Source organism: Luteimonas sp. J29, from assembly GCF_000472505.1.
Classification (GTDB): domain Bacteria; phylum Pseudomonadota; class Gammaproteobacteria; order Xanthomonadales; family Xanthomonadaceae; genus Luteimonas.
On the sequence record NZ_KI421429.1, the window covers coordinates 65608 to 92080 of the forward strand.

The 26473-nt window shown below is 69.9% G+C and carries 21 protein-coding genes; 5 read left to right on the forward strand and 16 right to left on the reverse strand.

From position 1 onward, the window contains the following. Window positions 1-6: 6 nt before the first annotated feature. The 6 genes from murI to LUTJ29_RS0114655 all read right to left on the reverse strand — a co-directional run bounded on the left by murI (window position 7) and on the right by LUTJ29_RS0114655 (window position 5747). Complete coding sequence (murI, locus tag LUTJ29_RS18500; RefSeq protein WP_186441943.1) at window positions 7-810, reverse strand: glutamate racemase; 804 nt, start codon at window positions 808-810, stop codon at window positions 7-9. A 20-nt stretch (window positions 811-830) separates the two neighbouring features. After that, complete coding sequence (locus tag LUTJ29_RS18750; protein ID WP_144774236.1) at window positions 831-2033, reverse strand: hypothetical protein; 1203 nt, start codon at window positions 2031-2033, stop codon at window positions 831-833. Further along, window positions 2030-2722 carry a class I SAM-dependent methyltransferase gene (locus tag LUTJ29_RS18505; protein ID WP_084524913.1) on the reverse strand — a complete coding sequence of 231 codons (693 nt, stop codon included), beginning with the start codon at window positions 2720-2722 and terminating at the stop codon, window positions 2030-2032. Before LUTJ29_RS18505 ends, LUTJ29_RS18750 begins: the two co-directional genes overlap by 4 nt. Further along, window positions 2709-3668 carry a lysylphosphatidylglycerol synthase domain-containing protein gene (locus LUTJ29_RS0114645; RefSeq protein ID WP_027073158.1) on the reverse strand — a complete coding sequence of 320 codons (960 nt, stop codon included), beginning with the start codon at window positions 3666-3668 and terminating at the stop codon, window positions 2709-2711. The genes LUTJ29_RS18505 and LUTJ29_RS0114645 overlap by 14 nt, the downstream gene beginning before the upstream one ends. After that, window positions 3665-4816, reverse strand: coding sequence for a glycosyltransferase (locus LUTJ29_RS18230; RefSeq protein WP_027073159.1), 1152 nt, complete (start codon window positions 4814-4816; stop codon window positions 3665-3667). Before LUTJ29_RS18230 ends, LUTJ29_RS0114645 begins: the two co-directional genes overlap by 4 nt. A 64-nt stretch (window positions 4817-4880) precedes the next feature. Beyond that, complete coding sequence (locus LUTJ29_RS0114655) at window positions 4881-5747, reverse strand: glycosyltransferase family 2 protein (RefSeq protein ID WP_043741702.1); 867 nt, start codon at window positions 5745-5747, stop codon at window positions 4881-4883. 266 nt (window positions 5748-6013) lie between these two features. Here LUTJ29_RS0114655 and pilB point away from each other — a divergent pair, with 266 nt between their 5' ends. The 4 genes from pilB (at window position 6014) to coaE (ending at window position 11459) form a co-directional block, all read left to right on the forward strand. Next, on the forward strand, window positions 6014-7732 hold the full coding sequence (pilB, locus tag LUTJ29_RS0114660) for a type IV-A pilus assembly ATPase PilB (RefSeq protein ID WP_027073161.1): 1719 nt from the start codon (window positions 6014-6016) through the stop codon (window positions 7730-7732). Between the two features lie 755 nt (window positions 7733-8487). After that, the gene (locus tag LUTJ29_RS0114665) at window positions 8488-9693 is read left to right on the forward strand and encodes a type II secretion system F family protein (RefSeq protein WP_232221233.1); all 1206 of its coding nucleotides are present in this window, start codon (window positions 8488-8490) and stop codon (window positions 9691-9693) included. 7 nt (window positions 9694-9700) lie between these two features. After that, window positions 9701-10561: an A24 family peptidase gene (locus LUTJ29_RS0114670; RefSeq protein WP_027073163.1), complete on the forward strand. Its 861-nt coding sequence runs from the start codon at window positions 9701-9703 to the stop codon at window positions 10559-10561. A 247-nt stretch (window positions 10562-10808) separates the two neighbouring features. After that, window positions 10809-11459, forward strand: coding sequence for a dephospho-CoA kinase (gene coaE, locus LUTJ29_RS0114675; protein ID WP_027073164.1), 651 nt, complete (start codon window positions 10809-10811; stop codon window positions 11457-11459). 299 nt (window positions 11460-11758) lie between these two features. Here coaE and LUTJ29_RS17750 read toward each other — a convergent pair whose 3' ends face one another. From LUTJ29_RS17750 to LUTJ29_RS0114690, 3 genes are all read right to left on the reverse strand, one after another. Then, window positions 11759-12793 carry a Nudix family hydrolase gene (locus LUTJ29_RS17750; protein ID WP_051323065.1) on the reverse strand — a complete coding sequence of 345 codons (1035 nt, stop codon included), beginning with the start codon at window positions 12791-12793 and terminating at the stop codon, window positions 11759-11761. Between the two features lie 314 nt (window positions 12794-13107). Then, entirely contained in the window at window positions 13108-15837 is a 2730-nt protein-coding gene (gene secA, locus LUTJ29_RS0114685) for a preprotein translocase subunit SecA (protein ID WP_027073165.1), read from the reverse strand. A gap of 650 nt (window positions 15838-16487) precedes the next feature. Beyond that, complete coding sequence (locus LUTJ29_RS0114690) at window positions 16488-17264, reverse strand: peptidoglycan DD-metalloendopeptidase family protein (RefSeq protein ID WP_343122692.1); 777 nt, start codon at window positions 17262-17264, stop codon at window positions 16488-16490. Between the two features lie 200 nt (window positions 17265-17464). Between LUTJ29_RS0114690 and LUTJ29_RS0114695 the strand changes: the two genes are divergently transcribed. Beyond that, the gene (locus tag LUTJ29_RS0114695) at window positions 17465-17881 is read left to right on the forward strand and encodes a DUF721 domain-containing protein (protein ID WP_051323066.1); all 417 of its coding nucleotides are present in this window, start codon (window positions 17465-17467) and stop codon (window positions 17879-17881) included. Between the two features lie 244 nt (window positions 17882-18125). On the opposite strand, the gene lpxC is transcribed toward LUTJ29_RS0114695, so the two are convergent. The 7 genes from lpxC to ftsW form a co-directional block, all read right to left on the reverse strand. Beyond that, the gene (lpxC, locus tag LUTJ29_RS0114700) at window positions 18126-19034 is read right to left on the reverse strand and encodes a UDP-3-O-acyl-N-acetylglucosamine deacetylase (protein ID WP_027073168.1); all 909 of its coding nucleotides are present in this window, start codon (window positions 19032-19034) and stop codon (window positions 18126-18128) included. Between the two features lie 196 nt (window positions 19035-19230). Next, a complete protein-coding gene (ftsZ, locus tag LUTJ29_RS0114705) occupies window positions 19231-20466 on the reverse strand; it encodes a cell division protein FtsZ (RefSeq protein ID WP_027073169.1) in 1236 nt (411 codons plus the stop codon). Between the two features lie 237 nt (window positions 20467-20703). Then, window positions 20704-21939, reverse strand: coding sequence for a cell division protein FtsA (gene ftsA / locus LUTJ29_RS0114710; RefSeq protein WP_027073170.1), 1236 nt, complete (start codon window positions 21937-21939; stop codon window positions 20704-20706). Further along, window positions 21936-22754: a cell division protein FtsQ/DivIB gene (locus tag LUTJ29_RS17755; RefSeq protein WP_051323067.1), complete on the reverse strand. Its 819-nt coding sequence runs from the start codon at window positions 22752-22754 to the stop codon at window positions 21936-21938. Before LUTJ29_RS17755 ends, ftsA begins: the two co-directional genes overlap by 4 nt. Beyond that, the gene (locus LUTJ29_RS0114720; protein WP_027073171.1) at window positions 22751-23698 is read right to left on the reverse strand and encodes a D-alanine--D-alanine ligase; all 948 of its coding nucleotides are present in this window, start codon (window positions 23696-23698) and stop codon (window positions 22751-22753) included. The genes LUTJ29_RS17755 and LUTJ29_RS0114720 overlap by 4 nt, the downstream gene beginning before the upstream one ends. Then, window positions 23695-25113, reverse strand: coding sequence for a UDP-N-acetylmuramate--L-alanine ligase (gene murC, locus LUTJ29_RS0114725; protein WP_232221234.1), 1419 nt, complete (start codon window positions 25111-25113; stop codon window positions 23695-23697). Before murC ends, LUTJ29_RS0114720 begins: the two co-directional genes overlap by 4 nt. 26 nt (window positions 25114-25139) lie before the next feature. Continuing rightward, on the reverse strand, window positions 25140-26465 hold the full coding sequence (ftsW, locus tag LUTJ29_RS0114730; protein ID WP_027073173.1) for a putative lipid II flippase FtsW: 1326 nt from the start codon (window positions 26463-26465) through the stop codon (window positions 25140-25142). Window positions 26466-26473 lie beyond the last annotated feature (8 nt).

The window sequence follows — 26473 nt, forward strand, 5'->3', positions numbered from 1 at the left end:
TTCTGGCTACGTTCCCGCCATCACGGATGTGCAGCCATGCTCAGTTAGCGCCGCGAGCGGAAGATGTTTAACGCACCCTTCTGCCGGCATTCCCATCCGACCCGCGACCCTGGCAAAAGACGCTACCGAATCAGTTACCTCGAAAGAGACCGAACCAGAGCGGGGTACCGTCGGGCCGAGCATCGCGGCCACCCTCTCTGCCAGACGCGGTCCTGGATCCTCGATCACGATCCCGTCCGGCAGGCATCGGCGCAAGGTCGGCGCAAGGAGTGGAAAGTGCGTACAACCCAGGAGGACTAGATCATAGCGGGACACATCAACCGATGCGAGATAGCGGCTGGCGACCGCATCAGCGACCTCGGAATCCCCCCAACCTTCCTCGGCAAGCGGGACGAACAGCGGGCAGGCGACACCTTCAACCGCCAAATTCGGGCGCTGCACATGGATGGCCTGCTGGTACGAACCAGCCGCGATAGTTGCAGGTGTCGCAAGCACGAGGACGCCGCGACGCGCGGTGTTGACGGCCTCCAGGACACCGTCCTCAACCACCCCGACAACTGGAATGGTCGCCTCACCTGCCAGCGCCGGCAAACCCACCGCCGAAGCGGTATTGCATGCAACTACAACCAGATCTACCCCAGCGGCTTGCAGGTATCGAATCCCTTGGCGCGTGTAGTCAACTATGGTTTGCGCAGAGCGGGTTCCATAGGGTACCCGAGCGGTATCGCCCAGGTAGAGAAAGTCGATCGCTGGGAGTCTTGCCCGCAGGCGCGCGAGCACAGTCAAGCCGCCGACCCCAGAATCGAACACGCCGACCACCGGAACCCGACTCATCCCGACCTTCCCAACAGCAGCGCGCCACCGATACGGCTGAGCCAGCCGGCCCGAGTGCGCCAATCGACATCACTGTACATAGCCAACTCGGCTTGGTCACGTCGCCACGCGCGCCAAAGCTGAGACAAGAGATCTCCGCGTCTTTGCCCCGCGTGTACTGCAAGTAGCGCACGCTCCACATTTATCCAGCTAGCTGCCTTGATATGCGAAGGAGCCGGAACCGACACGCCAGTGAGACTCCGATAGGCAATTGCCGAGACGGGCAGACCAGCACGTTCCGCCAAGCCAACCTGCAGCCATGCCCGCGCATTGAGCTCGAGCAACCTCGGCGTATTCCTAGCGTCGAGGAGGAATGGCACCTCGGCCAACCCGACAAAGTCGATGGCGGCCAGCACCCGCTGCGCAGGCTCCACCAGCATCGAATCACCACCGGCCTCAACCCAACAGCCTGTGCCACCGCGACGCGGATGCTTCAAGCGCTCCACAAAACCGAGGCCAGCGTAGTCGCCGGGCGCCCCGGCGACCCAAGCACCATGCTCGCCATCGGCGAACTCATGCAGCCGCGGTTGCGCGATCCAGCGCACCGACAAGGACCATACTTTGTTCAGCCGACGAAGCAAGGCGTGTCGAGACTCGCCCTCTCTTCGCGTTACCACCTTGGCACCATGCCCGAGCGCAGACAGATCCATGTCCCACGGCTTCATCGCTGGCTTGAACACAGCATCCTCGCCAAGCGCGTCTAGTGTCGCGTCGATCTCCAATGGCGTCGAAAGCACTCGCGTTCGCGCGCCTGCAGGCTCATTCGCAAGCGCTGCGAACAACTCTGCCTTGTCGAGACCTCCCATTCGAAGTGCGCGCGCACGAGCAAACTCGGCCAAAGGTAGTATGTCGTCTCGCCATGTGTTCAGGCACCTGAGGCCCCGATCTTCCGTGGCGAAACAGGCCAGTGAACCCGGCGAACGGGCGCGCCAGTCTGCGAGCGTCTGGATCAGGGCGTCGCGAAGTGCTCCTACGTCGGTAAGAGACGAGAGATCCGCGAAGGCCTGACAGCCCGGCATACCACGCAGCAGACTCTTCGGTCGCAGACCGATCGCCGCCCAAGGTATTCCGTGGCGCGTGAATGCGCGCGCCAATGCCACCGCTGGTATCTCCAGCCCACCAGCTAGGATCACCGCCCAAGGGCGATCAATGGAAGTCATAGCGGCTTCCGGAAAACGTAAATGACATTGTCATACGTCCATCGCGGAATGCGCGTCCGCTTGGCCATACGCGCGAGCTCATGGCGCGCGATTGCGGGCAACCAGATGCGGGGCACAAGACCATGCCGGATGGCAAGTACACCCAGCCACCGCCCACGGCGGACTGCCCGGCGCGCTACTAGTTCAAGGCCTAGCCGCTGAAAACGATCGATGATCCACTCGTCGGTGACGTAGCGAGTATCACCGTCGCGAAGGTTGTCCAAGATGATCAAGCGCCCGCCGGGGGCGATCACTCGCCCAACATCGTCGACCACCTCCTTAATTCCCATCAGGTGGAGTACTCTGAGCACGTTGATCAGGAATGCCGCCTCAAAGCCTGCGTCCGGAAACGGCAGATTTGGCAGTGCGCCAACACAGAAGTGCTGTCCAGGTAAACGTGCTTGGGCAAGGCGTAGCAATCGGAGCGAAGGGTCAATACCAATGACCTCGAAACCCAGCCGCACGATAGTCGGGGTCAGCCGACCGTAGCCGCAACCGATTTCGAGGGCACGACCGCGGCCATCCGGCACTAACGATTGCAGTGCCAACTCCTGGACCAGGCTAATGTAATCGGCCTTCAAGCCAAGTCGGTCATTGGGGTCGGCAACATTGATGCCGCTGTCGTCGAAGGCTCCCTCATCGCTCGCCATGTCGCTTTCCTGTCATTAGCAAGGCCACGCCGCCCAGGACAATATCGTTGAGAAGCAACCAGACTCTGCCTAGTACCGCTGTCATAGCCAACACATCTGCGGGAAACTCGCTCGCCAAACCGAGAAAAGCCACCTCACGAACGCCCAAACCAGCGGGAGTAAACACCGCGACGAAGCCCACGATCCAAGCCAGGCTGTAGTAGCCGACAAGGCGCAATCCCTGCCCGGCATCCAGGCCCGGATACGCGGCGCCGAACACCGCCCAGGCGCCAAGGTAGAATAGCCAGCCCACGCCGACCACTAAATAGAACGCAATCGCCGATCTGCCACGCAGGCTGGCCGCCGCCTCGATCAGCCGCTTCTGTGCGTTACCGAATCCCCCGGGCAAAGTCGGCAATCGATGGCCGAGACGGCCGAGCATGCGTCCACACGGCACTGAAACCGCAAGCAGCAGAGCACCGCAGGCGAAGCATGCGAGTCCATGGATGACAGAGCGCTCGAATGCGAAGATCGTCGCCACGCACCAAACCGTGAAGTAGGTCGCGGTCGCGGCCAGCACCGTGTGAACCAGCACGATTCCATTCGCGGGAAGGTCTCCGCGCGTCTGGGCGATCTGGTAAGCCACCCCCCAGAATCGGCCTGGCAAATGGCGCACGAGCTGCGCCACGAACTGCAGGCTGTATGTCTGGCTCCGTGACATCCGGGCCGCACAAAACTCCCGCACCAGTATGTGAAACATTTCTCCATGCGTGGCGGCACCGGCAAGGCACGCCAACGCCGCCATGCCCATCATCGGAGCGTCGACATGTCGCATTGCATCGGCCAAGGTCGGCCAGGCAACGCGCACGAGATCGCCCACCCACACCAGCGCCGCGAGCGTGAACACGATCGCCAGTGCGGTCTGCCAGCGAGCGCGCTTACGCTTTGCCTCCCCAGCCGCGCTCATTGGTTCGCCTCAGCGAGCAGGCGGGACGTCAGGTCTTCAGCAATCCGCGGTAGCGAGAAACGCGCCGCCATGGTGGAGATCCCCGCTGCGAAGTGGTCGAAGTGAGGAGTGGCCAGAAAGGATTCAATAGCCGACGCAAATGCTTCCGCATTCACCGCCTTTGCCAGCACACCGGTAGGCCCGTCCTGAAGCAGATGTGGCAGATCGCCCACCGGGGTCGAGACCACGGGGATGCCCGCCTTCATAGCGTCGGAAAAGATCACGGGAATGCTCTCCACGCGCGAAGGCAAAAGAAGTGCATCGGCCTGCGCGAAGGCCGCCGCCGCCGCCGCGGTATCAAGGAAACCACTGAGCCGGACCGGCCGCCCTGCCGTGGTCAGCGCGGCCACGGCAGCATGCACATCGCGTTCTAGCGGCCCCCCACCTGCGATGTGGACCTCGGCGATCTCCGTCCATGTGGCGTCCGACAAAAGCAACAACGCGTCCAGCAGCACGTCCACGCCCTTGTTCGGATGCCAACGTCCAAGGAACAACAGCCGCTTCGGCCCCGACTCCGCACGCTCGCCCACAACGACCGGAAACCGGCGAGTACTCGGCAGGAACTCGACCTCGCGTCCGGCGATCGCACGCGTATCCTTGGCGAGCTGAAGACCATCCGAATAACAGTACCGCGCCTCGGCCAGCACATGGCGGAGGTGTGTGCGTAGGCCCGGGATCCGTCCAAGCGTCCAGATGTCGCTGCCGAGCGTCCACACCGAGTACCCGCAAGCGTACCTGCGCGCCGCCTTGCGTGCCCAATGACCGCAGGGCAACGCCCAAAGCGCCAGCACGTGCGCGACCGGCCCCGCCGCCATTGCGCGGTCGGTCGCCTCCTGCCCCGCCGCCATCACCCGCAATGCCTGCAGCGCGCCGACGGGGTGCCAGAGCTTCATCGTGGACAGGGGCTTGCCGGGCGTGGCGAAGCGGTACACCTCCACGTTGGCGGCCCAGCGCTCGCGCTGCCCCGCGCGGCCCGGCGCCACGACGCGCACGGGCACATGCTTTCCGAGTTCCTCGGCCAGGTCCGCCACGAAGCCGCCCGCGGCCTCGCTGCCATCCCCGCTGATCGGGAACGATGAGGTGACGATCACGATTGCCGGCGTGGTCATGCGCTCCAGTCCACGTGTCCCCGGCCGTCGACCTGCACGCGCGCGGCAACCCCCTCGCCGGTGCTCATGCCCGGCCCTGGCTGTCCGCCTTGTAGGTCAGCGTGGTGATCTGCTCCGACACCAGCCCGATCAGGAAGATGATCACCGACGCGCTGAGCAGCAGCATGCTCATGTTGGTGAAGCGGCCGTAGGTGGCGTACGTGTACGCGTAGTAGCCCGCGCCGGCCAGGAAGAAACACATCGCCGCCGGCGCGAACAGCTTCAGCGGCGAGTACAGCGTGGCGATCTTGAAGATGATCAGCAGGAAGCGGATGCCGTCCTTCAGCGGGCGGATGTGGCTGTTGGTGCCCACCCGCCTGGCCACCGGGATCGGCACGTAGGCCACCGGGTAGGCGCTGCGGAAGAAGGCCATGGTGCTGGTGGTCGGGTAGCTGAACCCGTTGGGCAGCAGGTGCAGGAACTCCAGGAACTTGGCCGCGCGCACGGCGCGGAAGCCGGAGGTGAGGTCCTTGACCTCGAACCCGGTCATCCGGCTCGCCAGCCAGTTGTAGAAGGCGTTGGCGACGCCGCGGTGCACGCCGGCCTGGCCCGACCAGTCGCGGGCGCCGACCACCATGTCGTAGCCCTCGTCGAGCTTGGCCAGCAGGGTCTGGATGCAGGCCGGGTCGTGCTGGCCGTCGGCGTCCATGAACACCAGGATCTCGCCCGTGGCCGCCCGCGCGCCGCGCTTGATCGCGGCGCCGTTGCCCATCGAGTACGGGGAGCCCAGCACCCTGGCACCCAGGGCGGCCGCCACCTCGGCGGTGTCGTCGGTGGAGCCGTCGTCCACGACGATGATCTCGGCCGCGGGCATCCGCTCGCGCAGGGCCGGCAGCGTGCGGCGCAGGCCCTCGGCCTCGTTCTTGGCAGGCAGGATGACGGATACGGTCACAACGCTCCCCTTTGCGCCAGAGGGTAGCCGGACGCGTCCGGGCTGGGAAGCGGCGCGGCGCCGGGCCGTGACCGGGTTCGCCGCGGACGGCGCGGCCCGCGGGCGCCTCGCGGCCTGCCCGCCACGGAAGGACGCGGCGCTTGCCGCCGGCATGGAGGCCGCGGGCATCGCGGCGGCGCCCGGAGACCGGTCCCGGGCGCCGCCGGGTGGATTCGGTGCCGCGGATTTGCGGTAAAGTCGTCCGACCGCAGGGGAAATCCGTACCCATGAACGCCGTCACCGCCAACCTTGCCGGCATCACCGGCATCGCCCGCCGCCTCGTGCTCGACGGAGCGCTCGAGGAAGCCGCCGCCCGCGAGGCGCTGGACAAGGCCAGCGCGGAACGCAAGCCGGTCGGCGTCTGGCTGCGCGAGCACAAGCTGGTCACCGCCGCGCAGATGGCGGCCGCCAACTCGATCGAGTTCGGCATGCCGGTGTTCGACGCGGCGGCGATGGACCCCTCCTCCAACGCGCTCAAGCTGGTCAGCGAGGAGCTGCTCAACAAGCACCACGTGCTGCCGCTGTTCAAGCGCGGGGGCAAGCTGTTCGTCGGCACCTCCGACCCGACCAACACCCATGCGCTGGACGAGGTGAAGTTCCACACCAACCTGATGGTGGAACCGATCCTGGTCGACGAGGACACCATCCGCCGCACCCTGGAGCTGTGGCAGGCGGCCGAGGGTTTCGGCGACGCCCTCGACGACGCCGAGGGCCTGGAGAACCTGGAGGTCGAGGCCGGGACCGAGGACGAGGGCCGCGACGCGGCCGGCGAAGGCAAGGACGACGCGCCGATCGTCAAGTTCGTCAACAAGATCCTGATCGACGCGATCAAGCGCGGCGCCTCGGACATCCACTTCGAGCCGTACGAGACCGACTATCGCGTACGCCTTCGCATCGACGGCATCCTGCGCCAGGTGGCGAAGATGCCGGTCAAGCTGCACTCGCGCATCACCGCGCGCCTGAAGGTCATGGCGCAGCTGGACATCGCCGAGAAGCGCGTGCCGCAGGACGGGCGCATCAAGCTCAACATCAGCAAGACCAAGCAGATCGACTTCCGCGTCAGCACCCTGCCGACCCTGTTCGGCGAGAAGGTGGTGCTGCGCATCCTCGACGCCGGCGCGGCCAAGCTGGGCATCGACAAGCTCGGCTACGAGCCCGACCAGCAGAAGCTGTTCGAGGAGGCGATCCACAAGCCCTACGGCATGGTGCTGGTGACCGGCCCCACCGGCTCGGGCAAGACGGTGTCGCTGTACACGGCGCTGGGCATCCTCAACAACGAGGAGCGCAACATCTCCACGGTCGAGGACCCGGTGGAAATCCGCCTGCCGGGCGTGAACCAGGTGCAGCAGAACGAGCGCCGCGGCATGACCTTCGCCGCCGCGCTGCGCAGCTTCCTGCGCCAGGACCCGGACATCATCATGGTCGGCGAGATCCGCGACCTGGAGACGGCCGAGATCGCGATCAAGGCCGCGCAGACCGGCCACATGGTGCTGTCCACCCTGCACACCAACGACGCGCCGCAGACCATCGCGCGCCTGATGAACATGGGCATCGCGCCGTACAACATCACCAGCTCGGTGACGCTGGTGATCGCCCAGCGCCTGGCGCGGCGGCTGTGCGAGAAGTGCAAGCAGCCCGTGCAGATCCCGGACCACGCGCTGCTGGCCGAGGGTTTCACCGAGGAGGAGATCGCCGAGGGCTTCGCCGTGTACGAACCGGTGGGCTGCGACGAGTGCACCGGCGGCTACAAGGGCCGCACCGGCATCTACCAGGTGATGCCGATGACCGACGAGATCGCCACGATCGTGCTCGAGGGCGGCAACGCCATCCAGATCGCCGAGGCCGCGCAGCGCTCGGGCGTGCGCGACCTGCGCCAGTCGGCCCTGCGCAAGGTGAAGCAGGGCGTGACGAGCCTGGCGGAGATCAACCGCGTCACCAAGGACTGAGGCGCGGAGGACGGCGGCGCCGTAGCGGCGGTTTCGCCGGGCGCTCTTGCTGCGGCGGTTTCGCCGGGCGCTCTTGCTGCGGCGGGTTCGCCGGGCGCTCTTGCCGCGGCAAGTTCGCCGGGCGCTGTTGCCACGGCGGATTCGCCGAGGCCCTCTTGCTGCGGCGGTTGTGTCGCGGCGCTTCCGCTGCGTCTCTCTTGCTACGGCGCTTCCGCTGCGGGCACTCCGCAGCAAGCCACTCCCCCCCGCATGCCCCCACCCCAACCCTCCCCCGCATGCGGGGGAGGGAGTTGATGCGTGCTGCGCCTGCTCCCCCGCACTTGCCGCTCCTCCCCCCGCACGAGGGGGAGGGAATTGATGGGCGCTGCGCCTCCACCCCGCGCCTGCCACTCCTCCCCCCGCTTGCGGGGGGAGGCTGGGAGGGGGGCACTCCGCAGCAGGCCCATCCAACTCGCACCGGCACGCCCCCACCCCAGCCCTCCCCCGCATGCGGGGGAGGGAGTTGATATGCGCTGCGCCCCCACCCCGCACTTGCCACTCCTCCCCTGCCCCGGGCACGCGGCAACTGCACTGCCAAACCCTGCTCGCCGTCACAGAGATGAATTTCACTTCCGCTTGTAAGGGGTTACCATGCAAGGGAATTCGCCCGGTCGGGGAGGCCGGGGATACCAGGGGACCAAGCGATGGCCGTGACCCGTTCCGCCGCCAAGACCGCCGCTCGCAAGCCGGCGCAGCCGACGCGCGAAGGCGTCAACATGCCGACGTTCATCTGGGAGGGCGTCGACAAGCGCGGCAAGAAGATGAAGGGCGAGCAGCAGGCCCGGAACGCCAACCTGCTGCGGGCCGAACTGCGCAAGCAGGGCATCCAGCCGGGGATGGTCAAGCCCAAGCCCAAGCCCCTGTTCGGCAGCGCCGGCAAGGCGATCACCGCCAAGGACATCGCCGTCTTCAGCCGCCAGCTGGCCACCATGATGAAGTCGGGCGTGCCGATCGTGCTGGCCCTGGAGATCATCGGCCAGGGCCAGAAGAACCCGCGCATGAAGAAGATGGTCGACGACCTGCGCCTCGATCTGGAGAGCGGCTCGTCGATCTACGAGGCGATGAGCAAGTACCCGGTGCAGTTCGACGAGCTGTACCGCAACCTGGTGCGCGCGGGCGAGTCCTCGGGCGCGCTGGAGACCGTGCTCGAGACCATCGCCACGTACAAGGAGAACATCGAGTCGGTCAAGGGCAAGATCAAGAAGGCGATGTTCTACCCGCTGGCGATCATCGGCGTCGCCATCCTGGTGTGCGCGGTGCTGATGATCTTCGTGGTGCCGATCTTCAAGGAGCAGTTCGCCAGCTTCGGCACCGACCTGCCGGCGTTCACCACCCTGGTGTTCGGCATCTCCGAGATCCTGGTGAAGTGGTGGTGGGCGATCCTGATCGTCGCCCTGGGCGCGTTCGCCGCCTTCATGTACGTGTACAAGCGCTCGCCCAAGCTGCAGCACACCGTGGACCGGCTGATGCTGAAGATCCCGGTGATCGGCCAGGTGCTGCACAACTCGGCCATCGCCCGCTTCGCCCGCACCCTGGCGGTGACGTTCAAGGCCGGCGTGCCGCTGGTGGAGGCGATGGACAGCGTGGCCGGCGCGACCGGCAACCGCGTCTACACCGACGCCGTGATGCAGATGCGCGACGACGTGGCGGTGGGCTTCCCGCTCAACGTGGCGATGAAGCAGGTGGGCCTGTTCCCGCACATGGTGGTGCAGATGACCGCCATCGGCGAGGAGGCCGGCGCGCTCGACGCGATGCTGTTCAAGGTCGCCGAGTTCTACGAGGAAGAGGTCAACAACGCGGTCGATGCGATCTCCAGCCTGATCGAGCCGTTCGTGATGGTGATCATCGGCACCCTGGTGGGCTCGATCGTGATCGCGATGTACCTGCCGATCTTCAAGATCGCCATGACCCTGATGGGCTGACGGCTCGATGGCGTACCTGGACCAGAACCCCGCGCTCGGCTATCCGCTGGCCGCCGGGCTGGGGCTGCTCGTGGGCAGTTTCCTCAACGTGGTGATCCTGCGCCTGCCGCGGCGCATGGAGTGGGAGTGGAAGCGCGAAGCCCGCGAGGTGCTGGGCGAGCCCGAGCTGTACGACCCGCCGCCGCCGGGGATCGTGGTCGAGCGCTCGCATTGCCCGCACTGCGGCCACCAGCTGGCCTGGTACGAGAACATCCCGGTGCTGAGCTGGCTGGCGCTGCGTGGCCGCTGCCGCAGCTGCAAGGCGCCGATCTCGATCCAGTATCCGCTGGTGGAACTGCTCACCGCGGTGCTGTGCCTGGTGTGCGTGTGGCGTTTCGGGTTCGGCTGGCAGGGCTTCGGCGCCTGCCTGCTCACCTGCTTCCTGATCGCGCTGTCGGGCATCGACCTGCGCACCCAGCTGCTGCCCGACTCGCTGACCCTGCCGTTGATGTGGCTGGGCCTGGTGGCGGCGCTGGACAATCTGTACATGCCGGCCAAGCCCGCGCTGCTGGGCGCGATCGCCGGCTACGTGAGCCTCTGGTCGGTGTGGTGGCTGTTCAAGCAGGTCACCGGCAAGGAGGGCATGGGCCACGGCGACTTCAAGCTGCTGGCCGCGCTCGGCGCCTGGGTGGGGCTGGCCGGGGTGCTGCCGATCATCCTGCTGTCCTCGCTGGTGGGCGCGGTGGTGGGCTCGATCTGGCTGGCGGTCAAGGGCCGCGACCGCGCCACCCCGATTCCCTTCGGCCCCTACCTGGCCATCGCCGGCTGGATCGTCTTCATGTGGGGCGACCAGCTGCTCGGCCTGTACCGCAGCTACGCGGGCTTCTGAGCCCAGGAGCCTCCCCGCTCCTGCCCCTGCTCCCCGCAGACTCGCCCCTCCTGCCCCGGCGCCCGCCCTTCCCCCCGCTTGCGGGGGGAGGCTGGGAGGGGGGGCATCTCGCAGCCACACCATCCGGCCCCATTCGCCCCCACCCCAACCCTCCCCCGCGCGCGGTGGAGGGGGTTGAAGTGCGGGGGAATGCCGGCATCCGCCCCCCGGGCGCCGAATCCGCATGCGCGACGTGCACAATCCGCAGATGGCCGGATACATCGTGGGACTGACGGGGGGCGTCGCCTCCGGCAAGAGCGAGGTGGCGCGGTGCTTCGAGGCGCTGGGCGTCACCGTGGCCGATGCCGACGTGGCCGCGCGCGAGGCGGTGGCGCCAGGCAGTGACGGCCTGGCCGAAGTGGTGGCCGCCTTCGGGTCCGAGGTGCTCGCGCCCGACGGCAGCCTCGACCGCCCCGCCATGCGGCGGCGGGTGTTCGCCGACGACGCGGCGCGCCTGACGCTCGAGGCGATCGTGCATCCACGCGTGCGGACCCTGCTGCGGACCGCCTGCGAAGCGGCGCCGGGAGCGTACGCGGTGGCCGCGATCCCGCTGCTGGCCGAGGCGGCGACGACCTCCGGCGGCGGTCCGCGTGCCGCCTATCCCTGGCTGCACCGCGTGCTGGTGGTGGACGTGCCGGTCGAGGTGCAGCGTAGCCGCCTGCTGGCCCGCGACGGCATCGACCTCGCGCTGGCCGACCGCATGATCGCCGCGCAGGCCAGCCGGGCGGAACGCCTGGCGATCGCCGACGACATACTGGTGAACGACGGCCCGATCGACGCACTGCCGCCCCAGGTCGCCGCCCTCGACGCGCAGTACCGCGCCCTCGCCGCCGCGGCGGCCGGGACTGTCGACGGGTAGGCGACCTGCCGCCCGGACCGCGGGTCATCCCGCCCGGCCTCGGGCCACGTCGGCCCGACCTCATCCGCACCCTTCCGCCGCTCCCCCGGCGGTGGTGCCCATCTCCCGGCCCGCGCTCCTGCCCCTCTCCCGCCTGGTCGTTCCCGCGATCCTGCCCCTCCCCCGCTTGCGGGGGGAGGCTGGGAGGGGGCATTGCGATCGCCATGTCATTCGCACGTCAGCCGGCCAGCCGCCGCGAATCCGGCAGCGGCGCCGGGGCGCGCGGTCGGAACCTGGAGCCGCGATGGGCCCGGTGCGCGCTACAGGCGGGTGGCGCGGGGGCGGCGGGCGGGGCGCGGGGGTGGATCCGCGGCCGGGGCGTCCCACAGGCCGCGGATCGCGGCGATGCCCTGGGCGCCATGCTGGCGGGCAACCGGGATGTCGGCCGGGCCAAGTCCGCCGATGGCGTACATCGGCAGCGCGCTGCGCTCGCGCAATGCCTCGAAGCGTTCCCAGCCGATGCCGGGCTCGCCGGGATGGCTGGGCGTCGGCCGCAGCGGGCCCACCAGGACGAAGTCGCAGCCCAGCGCCTCGGCCCGCGCCAGCTGCGCTTCGTCGTGGCAGGACGCGGAAAACGGAACCTCGGCCGGGACCGGCCGCGCCTCGATCCCGGCCAGCCGTGCCGCGGGCAGGTGCAGGCCGAGGCCGGTCGCCAGGGCCAGCGCGGGATCGCCATTGACCAGCAGCTGCGCGCCGGCGTCGCTGCAGAGCCGGGCCGCGCCGTCCAGCAACCGCCGGCGCCGGGCCTCGTCCACGCCCGGCATGCGGAACTGCACCCGGCGCACGCCACGCGCCAGCGCGGCATCGAAGGCCGCGAGCCAGGCCGCGTCGTCGGCGCCGGGCGGCGGCGTCACCAGGCAATGGTCGGGCTGCAGCAGCGCCGCCACCACCGGGCGGTCGGGCGCGGGCATGTCGTAACGGGCCAGCTTCTCCGGCTGCACCCAGGCCAGCGCCTGTCCCTCCAGTCCCTTGGCGCTGCCCTTCCAGCCGGCCACGCGACGCACGTCCAGTCGCAGCCGGCGGCTGGGCGCCAGGTGCGGAACGGTCATCAGCGGGGCGCCGGGCTCGACCCGGATGCCGAGCTCCTCTTCCAGCTCGCGGCTGAGCGCGGCCTCGGGCGCCTCGCCCGGCTCGAGCTTGCCGCCGGGGAACTCCCAGAGTCCGGCCAGCTCGCTGCCCGGCGCTCGGCGCGCCAGCAGCACCCGGCCACGGGTGTCGGTAATGACGCCGGCGACGACGTGGATCGTGGGGGGAGTGCCCGCGGGCGCGGGCGGGTGCGGGGTGCCCTGGTTCATGCGAGGGGGTCCCGGGCCTCCGGGGTGGCGTTCGCCTCCCCGGCCCTCCCCCGCAGGCGGCGGAGGGGGCTGCAGCGCATGGGGGGCGGAACGTCGTGCGATGCGCCGGCGCCAGGCTGCGGCCGGCGCCTGGTCCGCGCCTCCCGCCGGCCCGTCAGTGGTCCTGGCCCCTCCCCCCGCTTGCCGGGGGAGGCCGGGAGGGGGGCGCGCAGCGCCAGCACGCCACCAGGCATGTGCCCGGCCCTGCCCCCGCGGCGGCGGGGGCTGCGCTCAGGCTGGAGGCGGGCGGACGGTCGGTGCAGGGGGCGCTGTCCTCAGGAAAGCTGGCCGTGGCAGTGCTTGTACTTCTTGCCGCTGCCGCAGGGGCACGGGTCGTTGCGGCCGATCTTGGCCCCTTCGCGCACGATCGGCGCACGCGGGCCCTGCTGGTAGTCGGGCTGCGCGGCTTCCTCGTCGGCGCCGTAGCCGCCGGCGTCGGCATGCTGGAACTGGGCCTGGCGCAGCCGCGCCTCCGCCTGGGCGCGCTCCTGCGCCTCGATCGCCGCCATCTCCTCCTCGGTGCGCACGCGCACGCGCGCCAGCAGCATGATCACCTCGCGCTTGACCTTGTCGAGCATCTCGCTGAACAGCTCGAACGCCTCGCGCTTGTACTCCTGCTTGGGCTGCTTTTGCGCGTAGCCGCGCAGGTGGATGCCCTGGCGCAGGTAGTCCATGCGCGCCAGGTGCTGCTTCCAGTTCTCGTCGAGCACGCTGAGCATGATGTGCTTCTCGAGCACGCGCATGGTCTCGGAGCCGATCTGGGCCTCCTTCTCCTCGAACACGCGGTCCAGCTCCCGGCGCACGTGCTCCTGGATGCCCTCGGCGTCGAGTTCGCGGCTGGCCCTGGCCATGCCCTGCAGGTCCAGGCGCAGGCCGAAGTCCTGCTCCAGGGTCGCCTCCAGGCCGGGCAGGTCCCACTGCTCGTCGATCGAGTCGGGCGGCACGAAGCGCTCGACCACCTCGGCCACCACGTCGGCGCGGATGCCGTCGATGTTGTCCTTGATGCTCTCGGCCTCGAGCAGCTCGTTGCGCTGGCCGTAGATCACCTTGCGCTGGTCGTTGTTGACGTCGTCGAACTCGAGCAGGTTCTTGCGGATGTCGAAGTTGTGCGCCTCGACCTTGCGCTGGGCATTGGCGATCTGCCGCGAGACCAGCGGCGACTCGATGATGTCGTCCTCCTGCAGGCCCATCCGCGCCATCACCTTCTGCACCCAGTCGGCGGCGAAGATGCGCATCAGGTTGTCTTCGAGCGACAGGTAGAAGCGGCTCGACCCCGGGTCGCCCTGGCGGCCGGAGCGGCCGCGCAGCTGGTTGTCGATGCGGCGGGACTCGTGGCGCTCGGTGCCGATGATGTGCAGGCCGCCCAGCGCGACCACTTCGTCGTGGCGCTGCTGCCACTCCTCGCGCACGCGCGCCTTGTCGGCCTCGGACGCGTCCTCGCCCAGCGCGGCGAGCTCGGCCTGCAGCGAGCCGCCGAGCACGATGTCGGTGCCGCGGCCGGCCATGTTGGTGGCGATGGTCACCGCCTTCGGGCGGCCGGCGTGGGCGATGATCTGCGCCTCGCGCTCGTGCTGCTTGGCGTTGAGCACCTCGTGCGGGATCTTCTCCTCGCGCAGGAACTGCGACAGCAGCTCCGACACCTCGATCGAGGTGGTGCCCACCAGCACCGGCTGGCCGCGCTCGTAGCAGGACTTGATCTCCTGGCAGACCGCGCGGTACTTGCCGGCGCGGTTGAGGAACACGGCGTCGGGATGGTCGACGCGGATCATCGGCCGATGGGTGGGGATCACCACCACTTCCAGGCCGTAGATGTTGCTGAACTCGAACGCTTCCGTGTCGGCGGTGCCGGTCATGCCGGCGAGCTTGCCGTACATGCGGAACAGGTTCTGGAAGGTGATGCTGGCCAGCGTCTGGTTCTCGCGCTGGACCGGCACCCCCTCCTTCGCCTCGACCGCCTGGTGCAGGCCGTCCGACCAGCGGCGGCCCGGCAGGGTGCGGCCGGTGAACTCGTCGACGATGATCACCTCGCCGTCGCGCACGATGTAGTCGACGTCGCGCTGGAACAGCGCGTGCGCGCGCAGCGCGGCGTTGAGGTGGTGGACCACGTGGATGTTGTGCGGCGCGTACAGGCTGTCGCCGGCGGCGATGATGCCGGCGCGGGTCAGCAGTTCCTCGGCGTGCTCCTGGCCGGCCTCGGACAGGTGCACCTGCTTGCCCTTCTCGTCCACCCAGTAGTCGCCGATGCCGTCCTCGACTTCCTGGCGGGTCAGCTGCGGGACGATCTGGTTGACCTTGAGGTAGAGCTCGGGCGACTCGTCGGCCGGGCCGGAGATGATCAGCGGGGTGCGGGCCTCGTCGATCAGGATCGAGTCGACCTCGTCCACGATCGCGTAGTGCAGGCCGCGCTGGTAGCGGTCGGCCTTGGACATGGCCATGTTGTCGCGCAGGTAGTCGAAGCCGAACTCGTTGTTGGTGCCGTAGGTGATGTCGGCGCCGTAGGCCGCGCGCTTGTCCGAATGCGGCATGCCCGGGTAGACCACGCCCACCGACAGGCCGAGCCAGTTGTAGAGCACGCCCATCTGCGCGGCGTCGCGGCGGGCCAGGTAGTCGTTGACGGTGACCACGTGCACGCCCTTGCCTTCCAGGGCGTTGAGGTACACCGGCAGGGTCGCGACCAGGGTCTTGCCCTCGCCGGTGCGCATCTCGGCGATCTTGCCCATGTGCAGGACCATGCCGCCGATCAGCTGCACGTCGTAGTGGCGCATGCCCAGGACGCGGACGCTGGCCTCGCGGCAGACGGCGAAGGCCTCGGGCAGGAGCTTGTCGAGCGACTCGCCCTTGGCCACCCGCTCGCGGAACTCGGTGGTCTTGGCCTGCAGCTCGGCGTCCGAGAGGGCCTGCATCTGCGGCTCGAGGGCGTTGATCTTCTTGACGATCCCGCCCAGCTGCTTGAGGAGGCGGTCGTTGCGGCTGCCGAAGACGCTGGTGAGCAGGCGATTGAGCATTTGGGTACCAGAACTGTGACGGGGGCCTGGCCGGGGGCCGGGAACGGGCGCGCCGGCAATGAAAAAGGGCGCAAGGGCGCCCTTTTCGATGGCAACGCGCATTGTACCGTGGTGGCGGCCGGGGGCGTTTGCAAGACCGTGACGGGGCGCCGGCGGACGGGGGGCGGGCCCGTGCTTCATCTCCATCCACCCTCCCCGCTCGCGGGGAGGAGCTTGCCTCCAACATCCCCCGCGCCCTGCGCCCCCCCTCCCCGTGGCGGGGCAGGGAGCATGGGCTGACGCCCCGCACCAGCACCGCGCTTCCTGCCCCTCCCCCCGCTCGCGGGGCGAGGCTGGGAGGGGGGCCGCCCGCAGGCGCCAGTCGGTCACACGTTCCGGGTTGCCCCCACCCCAACCCTCCCCCCGCTCGCGGGGGAGGGAGCACCGGGCATCCCGCATCGGCATCGCGCTTCTTCCCCCTCCCCCCGCTCGCGGGGGGAGGATGGGAGGGGGGCCGCCCGCAGGCGCCAGTCGGTCACGCGTTCCGGCTTGCCCCCACCCCAGCCCTCCCCCGCCCGCGGGGGAGGGAGTTGCAGGGGACTCTCGAAACTCGCGGGACTCGCGGGACTCGCGGGTGTGCGCGGGGCGGACGGCGCCGCGGATCGCCTGGGCTACTTCCGGGCCAGTTCCAGGAACTTGCGCGGATTGTGCAGGCGCCCGTTCTCCCAGACTTCCAGGTGCACGTGGGCGCCGGTGGAGCGGCCGGTCGAGCCGGCCCTGGCGACCTGCTGCCCCACCCGGACCAGGTCGCCGACCTTCACGGTGTTGCGGGAGTTGTGCGCGTAACGGGTCACGAAGCCGTTGCCGTGGTCCACCTCGACCACGTTGCCGTAGCCGCTGCGCACGCCCGAAAAGCTGACCACGCCGTCGGCCACCGCCAGCACCGGGTCGCCGGTGCGGGCGTGGAAATCGATGCCCTTGTGGAACTGGCGACCGCCGCCGAACGGGTCGGCGCGCCCGCCGAAACCGGAGGTGACGTAGCCCGATTCCACCGGCGAACGCGACGGAACGGCGTTGCGCTCGAGTTCCTGGTCGAACAGCAGCGCCTCGAGCACGGACAGCTGGCGCCCGGAATGGGCGAAGCCGGCCTCGACCGCGTCCATCCCTTCGACCAGCGCGCGCGCCGGCATGTCCTGGCTGGGCTCGGCGCCACCCATGCCGACCGGCTGGGCGAAGTCGAACTCGCCGTCGCCGAGCTTGGCGATCCGGGTCAGGCGCTCGCCCAGCGCGTTGAGGCGGTTGGCCTGGGCCTGCAGTTCGGCCAGGCGCGTGGCGAGGGCGTTGACCTCGCGCTGGGCTTCGCGCCGGGTCGCCTCGAGCGACTGCGCCTGGCCACTGACCTGCTCCTGCAGGCGGTTGACGCTGGCCGCGTTGATCGCGCCGCCCATCAACAGGCCGGTGCCGACCAGGACGATGGCGGCCGACACCGGCCGCGCAACCAGGCGTGCATGCAGGTCGCGGCCCAGGGCCCGGAGGATCGACAGCGCCTGCACGGAGATTGTGTGTAGAGTCATAGCCTATGTCTGGTTCCTTGCCACGGCGGTCCAGTTCGCCCAGGTTGCCTGCCGGTGCGGAGCGATCCGCGACCATGCAGACGGCACTCGATGCACTGTTGTCCGGTACCGCCGCCGACCCGGTGCGCCGCGCCCTGGGGCTCGACGCGCTGGACCGCCAGCTGCGTCCCCTCCTGCCGGAGGCGCTGGCGCCGCATGTGCGGCTGGCCAACGTGGCCGACGGCAGGCTGGTCATGCTCGTCGATTCCCCCGTCTGGCACGCCAGGCTGCGCCTGGCCGCACCGGACCTGATCGACGTCGCCCGATCCCTCGGACTGGAAGTGCGCGAGGTCGCCATCCGGACGACCCGGGAACCGCTGCAACTCCCTGCCGGCAGCCCGCGCCCCCAGGCGCGTCGCTCCGGCGGACCGTCCGCGGCCACGGAAGAAGCCCTCCGCGCCGCACTGGCCGCCCTCGGGGATCCCGCGCCCGGCGCGGATCCGGAGGACTGACCTGCCGGCATGCGCGTGGGGGTTCCCGACCGTCCTGCCGGCCCACGCGGACAGCGCATCCTAGCGGCCCCGTCTGCACAAAGCGTTAACCTGCCCGGCCGGAATGGGCTGATTTCGTTAAGAAAAGGTTACATCCGCGACTTCGTCGCGTGAAATGTGACGGCCGCATGACCGCGGGCCGAACGGGCCCTCGGCAGGATTGCGACGGGGTGCGTCCCCGGGGCAACCCCCGGGCGGGGACAGGTCAGGCTGTCAGCGGGGCGCCGTAGGCCAGCGGGGCCGGGGCCTCGACCGGGAAGCTCACTTCCTCCCAGGCTTCGCGGTCGGCCAGCAGCGCGCGCACCAGCTTGTTGTTGAGCGCGTGGCCGGACTTGTAGCCCTCGAACGCGCCCAGGATCGGGCGGCCGGCGAGGTACAGGTCGCCGATGGCGTCGAGGATCTTGTGGCGCACGAACTCGTCGGCGTAGCGCAGGCCGTCGTCGTTGAGCACCCGGAACTCGTCGAGCACGATCGCGTTGTCCATCGATCCGCCGAGGCCGAGGTTGCGCTCGCGCATGTATTCGAGGTCGCGCATGAAGCCGAAGGTGCGGGCGCGGCTGACCTCACGGATGTAGTTCTCGGTCGAGAACTCGATCTCCGCCCGCGAGCGCGACTTGGGGATCGCCGGGTGGTCGAAATCGACCGTGAAACCCAGGCGGAAGCCGTCGTAGGGCTCGAAACGGGCGATCTTGTCGCCCTCGCGCACCTCGATCGGGCGCTTGATCCGGATGAAGCGCTTGGGCACGCCCTGCTCGACGATGCCGGCCGACTGGAGCAGGAACACGAACGGGCCCGAGGAGCCGTCCATGATCGGCACCTCGGCCGCGGACAGCTCGACGTAGAGGTTGTCGACGCCCAGGCCGGCCAGGGCCGACATCAGGTGCTCGACGGTCTGCACCTTGGCGCCTTCGCAGCTCAGGCCGGTGCAGAGGGTGGTTTCGGTGACCAGGTCGCCCGAGGCGGGGATCTCCACCACCGGGTCCAGGTCCACGCGGCGGAACACGATGCCGGTGTCGGGCGGGGCCGGGCGCAGGGTGAGGAACACCTTCTCACCGCTGTGCAGGCCCACGCCGGTGGCGCGGATCACGTTCTTGATGGTGCGTTGCTGCGGCATCGGGTCACGGCCTGATTGCAGGAGTTCCCCGTCGCCGGGCAACGTCCCAGATTATCATCACGCGGCCTGAACTGGATTCTAGCGGCCACGCGCCGCGGATCGCCCGAAAGGCCGCCGGGCCGGCACTGGCCCGGCGGCGGAATCGGACATGGCGCCCGCCCCCGCCAGCGCGGGGACGGGCCTGGCGGACCCGCGGTCAGTCCGCCTGGCGGCGCAGGAACGCCGGGATGTCGAGGTAGTTGCTGTCGCCGAAATCGGCCACCGCCGGCGCCGGGGCGGCCGGCTCCGCCGCCGCCGAGCGGCCGCGCAGCGCGCCGGCGATGCCCGCGCCGCTGTTGAACGCCTCGACCGGATCGTCGATGAACATGCCGGTGGTGCCGTCGCGGCGGCCGGTGTTGACCAGCTGCACGTTCGGGCGGCGGCCGGTGGCGCCCTCGAACCCGGTGTCGCGGATCGGCTGGCGCCCCGCGGCGCGGTTGAGGCCGGTGGCCACCACGGTCACGCGCACGTCGTCGGCCATGTCGGGGTCGAGCACGGTGCCGATCACGATGGTCGCGTCCTCGCTGGCGAAGTTCTCCACGGTGCGGCCGACTTCGTCGAACTCGCTCATGGTGAAGTCCGGGCCGGCGGTGATGTTGACCAGGATGCCGTTGGCGCCGGCCAGGTTGACGTCGTCGAGCAACGGGTTCTGGATCGCCGCCTCGGCCGCGGCCTGGGCGCGGTCGTCGCCGCGGGCGTGTCCGGTGCCCATCATCGCCAGGCCCATCTCGGACATGACGGTGCGCACGTCGGCGAAGTCGACGTTGATCAGGCCCGGGCGCACGATCAGGTCGGCGATGCCCTGCACCGCGCCGAGCAGCACGTCGTTGGCGGCGCGGAACGCCTGGATCATGGTGGCGTTGCGGCCGAGCACGGTGATCAGCTTCTCGTTCGGGATCGTGATCAGCGAGTCGCAGTGCGCCGAGAGGTCCTCGATGCCCTTGAGCGCGACCTGCATGCGGCGACGGCCCTCGAACGGGAACGGCTTGGTCACCACGGCCACGGTGAGGATGCCCATCTCCTTGGCCAGCTGCGCGACGACCGGCGCCGCGCCGGTGCCGGTGCCGCCGCCCATGCCCGCGGTGATGAACACCATGTCGGCGCCCTGCAGCGCGTCCATGATGATCTCGCGGTCCTCGAGCGCGGCCTGGCGGCCGACTTCGGGGTTGGCGCCCGCGCCCAGGCCCTTGGTGACGCTGGAGCCGAGCTGCAGCTGCAGCTTGGCGCCGCAGTTGCGGATCGCCTGCGCGTCGGTATTGGCGGTGATGAATTCCACGCCGTCGACGCTGCTGTTGACCATGTGCGCGACCGCGTTGCCGCCGCCGCCGCCCACGCCGATCACCTTGATGACGGCATTCGGGGCCATCTTTTCCACGAGTTCGAAATGTGCCATGTCCTAGTCCTCGGTTTGTGCCGGGATTGGGGTCCGGACGCGGTTCCTGCCGTTTCCGTTCCGCTCATCGCCGGCGTTGTTATCGGGTGACGCCTTGTGGCCTTTGTTGCTGTTGCTGTTGCTGTTGCTGTCTGTTTCGACTGACTGTTGACCGACTTGCTGCTGCCCTGCTCCCTCCGCCCTTCGCATCTCCCGGCACCGCCGGCTTCTCCCCGTGTCCCGTTCCCGCCCGGGGGCTCAGAACTCGCCCCGGAACCAGGTGCTCAGCTTCTTGAACAGCGTCCCGGCCTTGCCCGTCGGCAGCGACGGACGGCGCGGGTTCTCGATCTGGCTGCCCATCAGCAGCAGGCCCACGCCGGTGGCGTGGACCGGGTTGTTGACCACTTCGCCCAGGCCGGTGACGTGCTGCGGGATGCCCACGCGCACCGGCATCTGCAGCATCTCCTCGGCCAGCTCGACCACGCCTTCCATCTTCGCGGCGCCGCCGGTGAGCACCATGCCGGCGCGCACGTGCTGCTCGAAGCCGGAGCGGCGCAGCTCGGCCTGGACCATCTCGAAGATCTCCTCGTAGCGGGCCTGCACCGCCTGCGCCAGCGCCTGGCGCGGCAGGCGGCGCGGCGGGCGGTCGCCCACGCTCGGCACCTGGATCGATTCCTCGCTGGTGGCCAGCTGCGCCAGCGCGCAGGCGTACCGGACCTTGATCTGCTCGGCCTCGGGCGTGGGCGTGCGCAGCATGTGCGCGATGTCCTCGGTGACCTTGTCGCCGGCGATCGGCAGCGAGGCGGTGTGGCAGATCGCGCCGTGCACGAACACCGCCAGGTCGGTGGTGCCCGCGCCCATGTCCACCAGCACCACGCCGAGCTCGCGCTCGTCGCCGGTGAGCACCGCGGTGCTCGAGGCCAGCGAGGACAGCACCAGGTCGTCGATCTGCAGGCCGCAGCGCTGCACGCACTTGCTGATGTTGGCCGCCGCCGACTGCGCGCACACGACCAGGTGCGCGTGCACCTCCAGGCGCACGCCGGTCATGCCGACCGGGTTGCGGATGCCTTCCTGCGAGTCGTCGAGCACGTACTCGCGCGGGATCGCGTGCAGGATCTTCTGGTCGGCCGGGATCGCCACCGCCTTGGCCGCGTCGAGCACGCGGTCGAGGTCGGCCCAGGTCACCTCGCCGTCGCGGATCGGGACGATGCCGTTGGAGTTGCGGCACTGGACGTGGTTGCCGGAGATCGAGGCGTACACGCTGCGGATCTCGCAGCCGGCCATGAGCTCGGCCTCCTCGATCGCGCGCTGGATCGACTGCACGGTGGATTCGATGTCGACCACCACGCCGCGCTTGAGGCCGCGCGATTCGTGGCTGCCGATGCCGATCACCTCGATCGGGTTGCCGGGGGAGTACTCGCCCACCAGCGCCACCACCTTGGAGGTGCCGATGTCGAGTCCGACGATGAGGGCCTTGTCGCCTTTGCGGTTCATGTGCGGGAGCCGGGATTCACGAGGGGGGAACGCAGGCCGGTCGGCGCGTCGTGGCGGGTGAGCGACGCCAGCGCGCCGCCCCCGCCCGCGTCGCCGCCGGCAGGTCCGGGCTCGCCCCATTCCAGGGCGAAGCCGTTGGTGTAGCGGAGGTCGGCGCGGCGCAGCACCTGCGCGCTGCGCGCCAGCAGCTGCGGCAGCACGCGCGCGAAGCGCTGCAGGCGCAACCGCGCTTCCTGCTTGCCGATCGTCACTTCGATGCCGTTGTCCAGCACCAGCGACCAGCTGTCGCGGCGGTCGAGCACCAGCCGGCGCACCGACAGGCCGCCGGGCACGAACATCTCCCGGGCCTGGTTGTAGAGCGCCACCACGTCGGCCACGCGCGCATCGGGGCCGTCGAGCTCGGGCAGGCCCTCCGGCACCTCGATGCCCTCGACCGGGAACAGGCGTCCCTGCTCCGAGAGCAGGCGGTCGGCGCCCCAGCGCGCGAACGGGCGGTGCTCGGAGATGCGCACCTCGAGCACGTCCGGCCACAGCTTGCGCACCTCGACCCGCTCCACCCACGGCAGCCGCGCGACGTCGGCCTGCACCTGGTCGAGGCGGATCGCGAAGAAGCCGGAGGCGGCATGCGGCGCCACCACCTGGCGCAGGCGCGCCACGTCCACCCGCTCCAGGCCCTCGGTCACGCGCAGCGTGCGCAGCGGCCAGCGCTCGGCGCCGATCCAGCCGTTGACCAGCGCCACCACCGGCAGCGCGACCACCGCCAGGGCCAGTGCCCATGCGCCCACCTGGAGGATGCGGCGGAGCGGTCCGTTCATACGGTCTGCTCCAGCACGCGCCAGCACAGCTCGGCGTAGTCGATGCCCACCTGCGCCGCGGCCTTGGGCACCAGCGAATGGCTGGTCATGCCCGGGGCGGTGTTCACTTCCAGCAGCAGCAGGCGGCCGCTGTCGCGCTCGCGCATCAGGTCCACGCGACCCCAGCCGCTGCAGCCGGCGGCGACGAACGCCGCGAGCGCCAGTTCGCCGGCCGCGCGCTCGCCCGCCTCGTCCAGGCCCGGGCACAGGTAGCGGGTGTCGTCGGCGATGTACTTGGCGTTGTAGTCGTACCACTCGCCGGCGGGCACGATCCGGATCGAGGGCAGGGCGACGTCGCCGAGAATGGCCACGGTGAGCTCGTCGCCCACCACCATCTCCTCGACCAGCATCTCGCCGCCGTAGTCGCGCGCGACGGCGACCGCATGGGCGACGTCGTCGTCGCCCACCACGCGCGCCGCGCCCACGCTCGATCCCTCGCACGAGGGCTTCACGAACGCCGGCAGCCCGACCTGCGCGATCGCGGCGCGCAGGTCGCCGCCGGCCGGCACGCGCGCGAAGCGCGGGGTCGGCAGGCCTTCGGCGATCCACACCTGCTTGGTGCGGATCTTGTCCATGCTCAGCGCGCTGCCCAGCACGCCGGGGCCGGTGTACGGCACGCCCAGCGCCTCGAGCAGGCCCTGGACCACGCCATCCTCGCCGCCGCCGCGGTTGCCGTGGAGGATGTTGAACACGCGGTCGACCGTGCCGGCGCGGATGGCTTCGACCAGGGCCGGGATGCCGTCCACCGGGCGGGCGTCCACGCCGCGCGAACGCAGCGCTTCAAGCACGCCCTGGCCGGACTGCAGCGAGACTTCGCGCTCGCTGCTGGTGCCGCCCATCAGCACCGCCACGCGGCCGAAGGCGGCCGGGTCGGTGACGCGCAGCGCGGGGATGGCCAGGCTCATCGCGCGGCCTCCGGGAAACCTTCGCGCGCCAGCTGCTGGGCGGCATGGCCGATGTCGCCGGCGCCCATCATCAGCAGCAGGTCGCCGTCGAGCAGCACGTCGGGCAGCACCTCGCGCAGCTCCTGGGCGCTGTTGACCACCACCGGATCGATGCGTCCGCGGGCCCGGATCGCGCGCGCCAGGGCCTTGGCGTCGGCGCCGGCGATCGGCGCCTCGCCGGCCGGATACACCTCGGTCAGGACCAGCGCGTCGACGTCCGACAGCACCGCGGCGAAATCGTCGAACTGGTCGCGCGTGCGCGTGTAGCGGTGGGGCTGGAACGCCACCACCAGGCGCCGGTCGGGCCAGCCGCCGCGCGCGGCCTCGAACACCGCGGCGAGTTCGCGCGGATGGTGGCCGTAGTCGTCGACCAGCTGCACCTGCGCGCCCTGCGCGGTGCGCAGCGAGGCCAGCAGGTTGAAGCGGCGGCCGATGCCCTGGAACTTCTCCAGCGCCGCGGCGATCTGCGCGGTCTCCACGCCCAGCTGCCAGCCGATCGCGGCCGCGGCCAGCGCATTGAGCACGTTGTGGCGGCCGGGCAGCGCCAGGGTCACCGGCGTGCGCGAGCCGTCCGGCAGGCACAGGGTGAAGTGCATCGCGGTGCCGTGCTGCGACACGTCCTCTGCGCGCACGTCGGCGGCCGCGGAGACGCCGTAGGTCATCGCGTGGCGCGGCATGTCCTCGGCCAGGCGCGCGACTTCGGGATCGTCGATGCACAGCACCGCCAGGCCGTAGAACGGCAGCCGGTGCAGGAACTCGGAGAACGCCGCCTGGACCCGGGCGAAGTCGCCGCCGTAGTTCTCGAGGTGGTCGGCGTCGATGTTGGTGACCACCGCGATCAGCGGGTTCAGGCGCAGGAAGCTGCCGTCGCTCTCGTCGGCCTCGGCCACCAGCCAGTCGCCGCCGCCCAGTCGCGCGTTGGCGCCGGCCGCGAGCAGCTGGCCGCCGATCACGAAGGTCGGGTCGAGCCCGCCTTCGGCCAGCACGCTCGCGGTGAGCGAGGTGGTGGTGGTCTTGCCGTGGGTGCCGGCGACCGCGATCCCGCGGCGGAAGCGCATCAGCTCGGCCAGCATCTCGGCGCGCGGCACGATCGGGATGCGCTGCGAGCGCGCTTCCATCAGCTCGGGGTTGTCCGGCCGGATCGCGCTCGACACCACCACGCAGTCGCAGCCGAGGACGTTGGCCGCGGCGTGGCCGCGGTGCACGGTCACGCCCAGCTCGGCCAGGCGCCGGGTGGTGGCGTTGTCTGCGGTGTCCGAACCCGAGACCCTGTAGCCGAGCGTGCACAGCACCTCGGCGATGCCGCTCATGCCGGCGCCGCCGACGCCGACGAAATGCACGCGCGAGAACGAGCGGGCGATGCCCTCCTTGGTCAGGTCGCGGGCGGCGAGCAGGCGGCGGATCACGGCGTCCTTCCGAAGCCGGTCGGACCCCGGCCCAGGGTCGGTTCGATGCGCGGGCGCAGGCGGCTGGTGCCGCGGACGCCGGCGAGCGCGGACGGCGGCGGCTGCGAGGTCGGCGGCGGCGGCGGGCCTTCGCCGCCCGGCGCGCGGGCGCCCTCCCCGCGCAGGCGCGCCACCTGGCGCTGGGCGCGGTCGAGTTCGTAGGACACGCGCAGCAGCAGGCCAATCGCCAGGCAGGTCATCATCACGCTCGAGCCGCCGGCCGAGACCAGCGGCAGGGTCAGTCCCTTGGTCGGCAGCAGGCCGAGGTTGACGCCGATCGACACCAGCGCCTGCAGGCCGATGGTCAGGGCCACGCCGAAGGCGACGTAGCCGGCGAAGTGGCGGCGCATCTCGACGCAGCGGTAGCCGATCCACAGCGCACGCCCGACCAGGGCCGCGAACAGCCCGATCACGGCCAGCACGCCGATGAAGCCCAGCTCCTCGGCGATCACCGAGAAGATGAAGTCGGTGTGCGCCTCGGGCAGGTAGGACAGCTTCTGGATCGAGGCGCCCAGGCCGACGCCGGTGAGCTCGCCGCGGCCGATCGCCATCAGCGCGTTGCTCAGCTGGTAGCCGGCGCCGAGCTGGTCTTCCCACGGGTTCCAGAACGAGGTGATGCGGCGCAGCCGGTAGGGTTCGATCACCGCCACGGCCACCAGCGCCGGCAGCAGGCACAGCACCGGCACCGCCATCCGCTTCAGGTGGCCGCCGCCGAGCACCAGCATGCACGCGGTCACCGCCAGCAGCATGGTGGCCGAGCCGAAGTCCGGCTGGACCAGCAGCATCAGCACCATCACCAGGGCCACGCCGATCGGCTTGAGCATCGCCGTCCAGGTCGCGTTGACCTCGTCGCGGAAGCGCACCAGGTAGCTGGCCAGCCACACCAGGTAGAGCACCTTCGCCGCCTCGACCACCTGGAAGTTCGCCACCCCGAAGGTGATCCAGCGGCGCGCGCCGTTGACCGTGACCCCGAGGCCGGGCAGGAACACCAGCGCCAGCAGCACGATGCAGGCCACCAGCAGGCCGTGCGGGTACTTCTCGACCAGCTTCAGGTCGGTGCGCATGGCCACCGCGCACAGCACGATGCCGGCGGCGAGGAACACCACGTGCTTGAACAGGTAGTAGAACGGGCCTTGGCCGTGGTTGCCGGCCACCGCGATCGAGGCCGAGGCGACCATCACCACGCCGAACGCCGCCAGCGCCAGCGCCACGCCCATCAGCCAGCCATCGTAGCGGCCTTCGATGGCGTCCAGGCGGGTCGCCTGGCCGCTGCCTTCGAACATGCGGGAGT